Annotated in this window: 5 protein-coding genes; 2 read left to right on the top strand and 3 right to left on the bottom strand. The window is 69.2% G+C overall.

Annotation, left to right across the window (positions count from 1 at the left end):
* Positions 1 to 71: 71 nt before the first annotated feature.
* The gene (gene cydB, locus ACFPZL_RS08745) at positions 72 to 1097 is read right to left on the bottom strand and encodes a cytochrome d ubiquinol oxidase subunit II (RefSeq protein ID WP_218114813.1); all 1026 of its coding nucleotides are present in this window, start codon (positions 1095 to 1097) and stop codon (positions 72 to 74) included.
* Between the two features lie 12 nt (positions 1098 to 1109).
* On the bottom strand, positions 1110 to 2555 hold the full coding sequence (locus ACFPZL_RS08740; RefSeq protein ID WP_218114814.1) for a cytochrome ubiquinol oxidase subunit I: 1446 nt from the start codon (positions 2553 to 2555) through the stop codon (positions 1110 to 1112).
* Positions 2556 to 2812: 257 nt separating this feature from the next.
* On the opposite strand from ACFPZL_RS08740, the gene ACFPZL_RS08735 reads away from it, so the two are divergent.
* Positions 2813 to 3874 carry an App1 family protein gene (locus ACFPZL_RS08735; RefSeq protein WP_218114815.1) on the top strand — a complete coding sequence of 354 codons (1062 nt, stop codon included), beginning with the start codon at positions 2813 to 2815 and terminating at the stop codon, positions 3872 to 3874.
* Positions 3871 to 4938, top strand: coding sequence for an FUSC family protein (locus tag ACFPZL_RS08730; RefSeq protein ID WP_236021999.1), 1068 nt, complete (start codon positions 3871 to 3873; stop codon positions 4936 to 4938). Before ACFPZL_RS08735 ends, ACFPZL_RS08730 begins: the two co-directional genes overlap by 4 nt.
* Before the next feature lie 112 nt (positions 4939 to 5050).
* On the opposite strand, the gene ACFPZL_RS08725 is transcribed toward ACFPZL_RS08730, so the two are convergent.
* A partial coding sequence (locus tag ACFPZL_RS08725; protein WP_382335119.1) for an Ig-like domain-containing protein occupies positions 5051 to 6348 on the bottom strand: 1298 nt, incomplete at its 5' end.

Genomic DNA, 6348 nt, shown 5'->3' with positions numbered 1-6348 from the left:
CGCGCGTGCGGAGCCGCATCCGCGGGCCAGGTCGCCGGGCCGTGTCCGCGCGCAGTCGCCCGGGCCCGCGCCTACGCGGTCGCCGGAATGTGCTCCCGGGTGACCCGCCGGCGGAAGATCCAGTAGGTCCAGGCCTGGTAGGCGATCACGAGCGGCAGGCTGAAGACCGCCAGCCAGGTCATGAGCCCGAGCGTCTTCTCCGAGCTCGCCGCGCCCTGGACGCTCATGGAGTACGCGGGGTCGATGCTCGACACCATCAGGTTCGGGAACAGCGCCATGAAGATCGTGAGCAGCGCGCAGGCGATGCTCAGCGCGTTCGCGGTGAAGGACCACCCCTCCCGGCCGGCGATGTTGAGCAGGATCCCGGCGATGAAGGTCGCGGCGGCGAGCGCCGCGAAGAGGACCACCGCCCAGGAGTTCGCGTCGCCCAGGTGCTGTTGGACGGTCCACCCGAGGAAGATCGCCGCCGCGACGGCCGCGACGATCCCGACCCGCGTGGCGAGGGCTCGGGCACGGCCGCGGATGTCGCCGTCGGTCTTGAGCGCGATGAACACCAGCCCGTGCGTGAAGCAGAGCAGGGTCAGTGCGATGCCGCCGAGCAGCCCGTACGGGTTCAGCAGCGTGAGCAGTGTCCCCTCGTAGAGCCAGCCGCCCGTCTCCTGCGGGCGGACCGGCAGGCCCTGCGCCAGGTTCGCGAAGGCCGTGCCCCATAGGAGCGGGGGCAGCAGCGAACCCCAGAAGATGAACCGGTCGAACCAGCCCGTCCATCGCTCGCCCTTGCCCTGGTGACGGTATTCGAAGGAGACGCCGCGGAGGATGAGGGCGACGAGGATCAGCAGCAGTGCCAGGTAGAACCCGGAGAACATCGTCGCGTACCACTCGGGGAACGCCGCGAAGAGGCAGGCGCCGGCGACGATCAGCCAGGTCTCGTTGAGATCCCAGACCGGCCCGATCGTGTTGATGATCACGCGTCGGTCGGTATTGTCCCTCCCGAGGAGCGGCAGGGCCATGCCCACGCCGAAGTCGAAGCCGTCGAGGACGAAGTAGCCGACGAGCAGGACACCGACGATGAAGAACCAGAGGATCGAGAGTTCCATGTGCGCGGCCTCCTAGTACACCGTGGCGAATCGGGCATGGTCGACATCGGCGCCGTCCGCGGGCTGTTCGATATCGGGCGGCCCGGCCTTCGCCGCCTTCACGATCAGCTTGAACTCGACGACGGCGAGCCCCCCGTATACGAGGGTGAAGACGATCAACGAGACCAACACCGCCCAGGCGGGCACCCCCGGCGAGACGCCGCTCTCGGTCGTCATCACCCCGAACACGATCCAGGGCTGGCGGCCCATCTCGGTGAAGATCCAGCCGACGAGCGAGCCCAGCATCGGCAGGGGCGCCGTCCAGACGGCGAGCTTCCAGGCCCAGGCGGGGACGTCGCGCCGCGCCCGCGTGATCCACAGCCCGACCACCGAGACGAGTGCGGAGAGCAGGCCGAGGCCGATCATCCAGCGGAAGGCCCAGTAGGTCACCCACACGATCGGCACGAAGGATCCGTCGCTCGGGCAGGTGAGTGCGGTTCCGGCGTCGCCGCAGTACAGCTCGGTGTACTCGGCCTGCAGGTCGCGGATGCCCTCGACGGAGCCGTCGAAGCTGCCGTTCGCGAGGAACGAGAGGAGGTAGGGGACGCGGATCGAGAAGATCTCGTGCATCCCGTCCGGCGTGCCCAGGCTGAACAGCGAGAAGGAGGCGTCGGCGCCGGACGCGTTGTTGTAGAGCGCCTCCGCCGTGGCCATCTTCATCGGCTGGGTCTCGGTCATAACCATGCCGAGCGAGTGGCCGGAGAATCCGACCCCGAGGAAGGCCACGATGTTGGCCCACAGCCCGAATCGCAGGCTGGTGCGCATCTCGTCGACGTACTGGCGCCGGGAGAGGTGCCAGGCCGCGACGGCGATCATGACGGTGGCTCCGAACATGACGGAGGCGAAGATCGTGTGAGGGAACTGCCAGATGGCGACCGGGTTGGCGAGCACCGCGCCGATGTCGGCGAGTTCGGCGCGCTGCGTCTCGGGGTTCAGCTCGTAGCCGACCGGGTTCTGCATGAACGCGTTCGCCGCGAGGATGAAATAGGCGGAGAGCATCGTCGCCAGCGAGGTGACCCAGATGGTGGCGAGGTGGACGCCCTTGGGGAGCTTGTCCCAGCCGAAGATCCAGAGCCCGATGAAGGTCGCCTCGAGGAAGAAGGCCAGCAGCCCCTCCATCGCGAGCGGAGCGCCGAAGATATCGCCGACGAAGCGCGAGTAGTTCGACCAGTTCATGCCGAACTGGAACTCCTGCACGATGCCGGTGACGACGCCCATCGCGAAGTTGATGAGGAAGATCTTGCCGTAGAGCTTGGTCAGTCTGAGGTACTTCGTCTCTCCGGTGCGCACCCAGGCGGTCTGCAGGAGCGCGACGAGCAGGCTGAGGCCGACCGTGAGCGGGACGAAGAGGAAGTGGTAGAGCGTCGTGAGCCCGAACTGCCAGCGGGCCAGCGTCAACGCGTCCAAGAATTCGTTCACGAGTTCTCCAGGACCGAGCGCGCCCCCCACGGGGCGGCACTCCCGTAGTGAGCTCCGGTCCGGGGTATCGTCCCCGCCGGATCTACCGGCGTTTCGCCGGTCGTCTCCATGATACCGAAGCTGTGAATCTCCTGCGAATTCCCCTCGACGTCGAAATATATTTCTCTCGACGTCGAATCATTTCCCTTCGCGCCCCGCGGATCCGGGCTCGCCGCCGATCGTCCGGGCCCGGCACGAGCCCCGTCTAAGCTGGACGGGTGACGGAACAGCACGAGCCCGACAGCCGCCCCCGTTTCGCGGCGCGGCTGGACGACTGGTTCCACGCTCGCCGCCAGAAGCGCGCGCTGGCCCGCGGCAAGCTGCCCGGCGTGATCCCGTACATCGGCTACGGCTCGCCGGAGTGGATCCGCGTACTCGGCCGAGTCCTCTATCTGCGCTCCGACTCGGGCGCCACCGCCGCCGAGCCGCGTGGTCCGCGCCCCCACGTCGAACAGGTCGGGCGCGTGCGCGGCTGGCGCAGCTTCACGAGCCTGCACGTGCCCTACCACCCCGTCCGCGTGCTCATCGACGGCGAACCGGTGACCGAGATCGTGAGCGACCGCGGCGGAGTCATCGACTCCATCGTCCCCGTCGCCCTCGAGCCCGGATGGCACACGGTCACCCTGCAGACCGGCGACACCGGCGGCGTGGATGCGCCGGTGATCGTGGCGGATCCGCGCGCCCGCTTCGGCATCATCAGCGACGTCGACGACACCATTCTGAACACCGCGCTCCCCCGCCCCCTCGTCGCGGCCTGGAACAGCTTCGTCGTCGACGAGCACGCCCGCACCTCGACGCCGGGCATGCCGGTGCTCTACGACCACCTGGTCGCCGAGCACCCGGGAGCCCCGGTCATCTACGTCTCGACGGGCGCCTGGAACGTGGCTCCGGCGCTCAGCCGCTTCCTCGAACGGAACCTCTACCCGATGGGCCCCCTGCTCCTCACCGACTGGGGCCCGACCACGGAGCGCTGGTTCCGCAGCGGCAAGGAGCACAAGCTGCGCGAGCTCAGCCGGCTCGCGCAGGAGTTCCCCGAGGTGAAGTGGCTGCTGGTCGGCGACGACGGCCAGCACGATGAGCAGCTGTACCACGAGTTCGCGATCCGGCATCCGGGCAACGTGGCCGCGGTGGCGATCCGCCAGCTCTCAGTCGGTCAGGCCGTGCTCGCCGGCGGGCGTTCCAAGGCGAGACTCCACCAGGGCGTCAGCGGCGTGCCCTGGGTGTACGGGCCCGACGGGGCGACCCTGCGCGAGGAGCTCCGATCGATCGGCCTGCTGTGACCGATGCCCCCACCCGGATCTGGCGGCGCGTCGAACGGCGCCTGACGGGACGCTTCACCGTCGCGATGCGACCGCCGATCCTGCAGCTCATGAAGGCGGCGGGGTCCGCGATCCTCACCTGGTTCGCATGCCTCCTGCTGTTCCCCGGCGAGCTGCCGATCTTCGGCGCGATCGCCGCACTGATCGTGGTGCAGGACAACGTGGATCAGTCCCTCACCCGCGGGATCGAACGGGTGGTCGGCGTGCTGATCGGGGTCTCCGTGGCCCTCGGGGCCGGCGCACTCTTCGGGCCTCAGGCCTGGCTCTTCATCGCCGCGATCATCGTGGCGATGGCGGTCGGCTGGCTGCTCCGGATGTCACCGACCTCGACCAATCAGATCGCCATCAGCGCGCTCCTGATGATCGCTCTCGGCGGCCTCCAGCTGGGCTACGGCTTCGAGCGCCTCATCGAGACCGCGATCGGTGCGGCCATCGGCGTGGTCGTCAACGCCATGGTCGTCGCGCCGGTTCGGGTCCTGCCGGTGCAGACGGCGATCTCGGATCTGACGCAGAGATCCGCCACGATGCTGCGGCGGGTCGGCGACGCGCTCGCTCAGCCCAGGGACCAGGGCTGGCTCGCCGAGATGCACACCGAGGCGCGCACGCTGCAGAGCGAACGGTCCCGCGTGCACGCGCTGCTGCGCCAGGCCCGCGAGAGTCTCCGGCTGAACCCGCGCGGCGGCCGCTACCGTCGGGCGCTCGCCGACGCCGACGAGCTCTTCCAGCGGCTGCAGCCCATCACCATCCAGATCGTCGGCATGTCCCGCGCCGTGCACGACCTGTACTCGCCCGACCTCGTCGACGACCCGTCGGTGATCGGCATGGTGGAAGAAATCCGTCGCGCCGCGCACGACCTCGAGGGACTCGGCCGCGCGGATGCGCCCGGCGAGCCCGCGCCGGAGCCGCCGGCCCTCACTGCGCCGTACACGATCCCGCGGCCGGACCCCGACCACTGGGTGCTGATCGGATCGCTCATGGAGGATCTGCGCCGCGTCCGCGGCCGGATCACCGGCGAGCTCGAGTAGCGAGCCGCATCGGACCGGCCTGCTCGAATAGCGGGCCGCATCGGCACCGGCCTGCTCGAGCAGCGAAGCGGGCGAGGGAGGCAGTGCCCCCTCGCCCGCCGGCGCTCCCGCGCTACTTCTTGATCTTCTGGGTTGCGGAAGCCGACTTGGCGTTGGTGGTCGAGGTGGAGACGAGCTTCGCCGTCACCTTCACCGACTTCTTGAGCGCCTGGGGCGCCTTCACCTTCACGACGCCCTTGGCCGAGGCCTTCAGAGTGACGGTCTTCTGCTTCGATCCGAACTTCACCTGGACCTTGCCGGTCGGGTACCGGCCGTTGTTCAGCTTGCCGATCTTCACGGTGACGGTGGGGCGGGTGGACCGCTTGGCGGTCTTCGCCACGACCTTCATCGAGGCGGCCGAGGCCTTCGCGACGGTAAGCCGGGATGCCGCAGTGCGTTTCGCGGAATCGGCGTGGCTCTCGTCGCCGAGGAACTGCGCGGAGACGCGGTGGCTGCCGACGGCGAGCACCGGGAGGCGGAGCTCGGCGATGCCGTCCGCGCCGACGGCGGCGGTGCCGAGGTCGGTGCTGCCGGCGGTGAAGAGCACGGTTCCGCTCGTCGCCCCGTCGACGGTGACCGCTGCCGTCGCACGTACGCCGTAGACGGTCTTCAGGGTGTTCAGGCGGATCGTGGAGAGGTAGACGGGTGACGCGTCGATGGTGACGCGCTTCGCCTTCGAGCTCGCCGCGGTGTGCGCGTCGTCCCCGGAGTACTCCGCGGTGAGCCGGTAGCTCGTCGCGGCTTCGGGGGTGTACGCGAAGTGCGCGGCGGCGTTGCGGATCTCAGCCGAGCCGAGCGGCTTCCCGTCGGCGAGGAAGACGATCTCGCCGGTCGCGCCTTCCGGGAGGTTCGCGCTGAACTCGACGGTGTCGCCGGCGATGCCCGCGGTGTCTCCGCTCAGCGTGACGGTGGTGTCGATCTTCTCGATCTCGATGTCGTGCTCGATGCTGGAGGCGAGTACGCGCTCCGCACCGTCAGGCGAGAACGACGCCCCGAGGGTATGCTCGCCCGCTGCGGCGGGCGCGTATGCGCATGCGGCGGTGCCGTTCTCATCCACGGCGACGGCCTCGCAGCCGTCGATCGGCTGCGCATCCACGACGAACTCCACGGTGCCGCCGGCCACAGGTGTTCCCCCGGCTGCGAGGCGGCTGACTGTCGCGGTGAGCACGGTCTCGTCGCCGATCGTCGCGGCGGCGGGGGCGTCGAGCTCGGTGAGCGTCTTCAGGTAGCCGAGCAGGAAGTCGGCGGCCTGTCCGGCCTGGCTCCGCGCGAAGTCCGCGCCGATCACGAGGTCGTCCACACCGTTGCCGTCGAAGTCTCCTTCAGCGGGGAATCCTAGTAGTGCATGGTGCGGTCGACGGCTTCGAGCAC

This window comes from Leucobacter soli (genome assembly GCF_042659205.1).
Lineage (GTDB): Bacteria > Actinomycetota > Actinomycetes > Actinomycetales > Microbacteriaceae > Leucobacter > Leucobacter soli.
Note: the sequence above shows the minus strand (reverse complement) of the source record. Positions and strands in the feature narration are given on the sequence as shown.

Bases quoted from the DNA above. Each gene is read 5' to 3' on its own strand.
- cydB (WP_218114813.1), bottom strand. From the start codon at position 1,097: ATGGAACTCTCGATCCTCTGGTTCTTCATCGTCGGTGTCCTGCTCGTC.